We start from the raw sequence: 873 nt of genomic DNA on the forward strand, positions 1-873 counted from the left end.
CATGAAGCTCGATGCCGCGTGCCTGCAGCCGCAGCCGAGGCCGCGCGCCGGGCTGCCCCGGGCGAACGCCCTGGGCCTGGACGTGCGCAAGGCCGAGCAGCTGCTCGGCCGCAAGCTGCCCAGCGCGCACGAGGTCGCAGCCGCGCTCGCCACCGCTTTCCAGCAAGAGAACGACCATGTCCACGCCTGAGCCCATTCGCATCGGCCGCACCGACCTGGCGCTCGACCAGCCCAGCTACTTCATCGCCGACATCGCCGCCAACCACGACGGCGACCTGCAGCGCGCGAAGGACCTGATCTGGCTCGCCAAGGAGTCCGGCGCCGACTGCGCCAAGTTCCAGCACTTCAAGGCACAGTCGCTCGTTTCCGACCGCGGCTTCCGCGCGCTCGGTGGCCAGCAGAGCCACCAGGCGGCCTGGGGCAAGCCGGTGTTCGACGTCTACCGCCAGTACGAGCTGAACCGCGAGTGGAACCACGAGCTGGCCACCACGGCCAAGGTCGCCGGCATCCACTTCATGACCACGCCCTACGACGACGAGGCCGTGGACAGCGTGAACGCGCTCGTGCCGGCCTGGAAGATCGGCTCGGGCGACATCACGCACGTGAGCTTCGTCAAGCGTGTGGCGCGCACGGGCAAGCCGATCCTCATCGCCTGCGGTGCCTCCACGCAGGGCGATGTCGACCGCGTGCTGCGCGCCGTGTTGCCGGTGAACCGCCAGCTCGTGCTGATGCAGTGCAACACCAACTACACCGGCTCGCTGGAGAACTTCCGCTACATCAACCTGAACGTGCTGAAGACCTTTGCGCTGCGCTACCCCGGTGTGCTGCTGGGCCTGTCGGACCATTCGCCCGGCCACGCCACGGTGCTGGGCG

2 protein-coding genes are annotated in these 873 nt (G+C 68.7%); both read left to right on the top strand.

Annotated features, from left to right (window positions below; all coding sequences use genetic code 11):
- A partial coding sequence (locus AC01FP_RS18030) for a hypothetical protein (protein WP_474482176.1) occupies nt 1-190 on the top strand: 190 nt, incomplete at its 5' end.
- Nucleotides 177-873, top strand: a 697-nt coding sequence (locus tag AC01FP_RS18035; protein ID WP_474482177.1) for an N-acetylneuraminate synthase family protein, incomplete at its 3' end; no start/stop codon positions are given. The genes AC01FP_RS18030 and AC01FP_RS18035, both read left to right, overlap by 14 nt.

It is taken from the genome of Cyanobium sp. NIVA-CYA 375, from assembly GCF_056108345.1.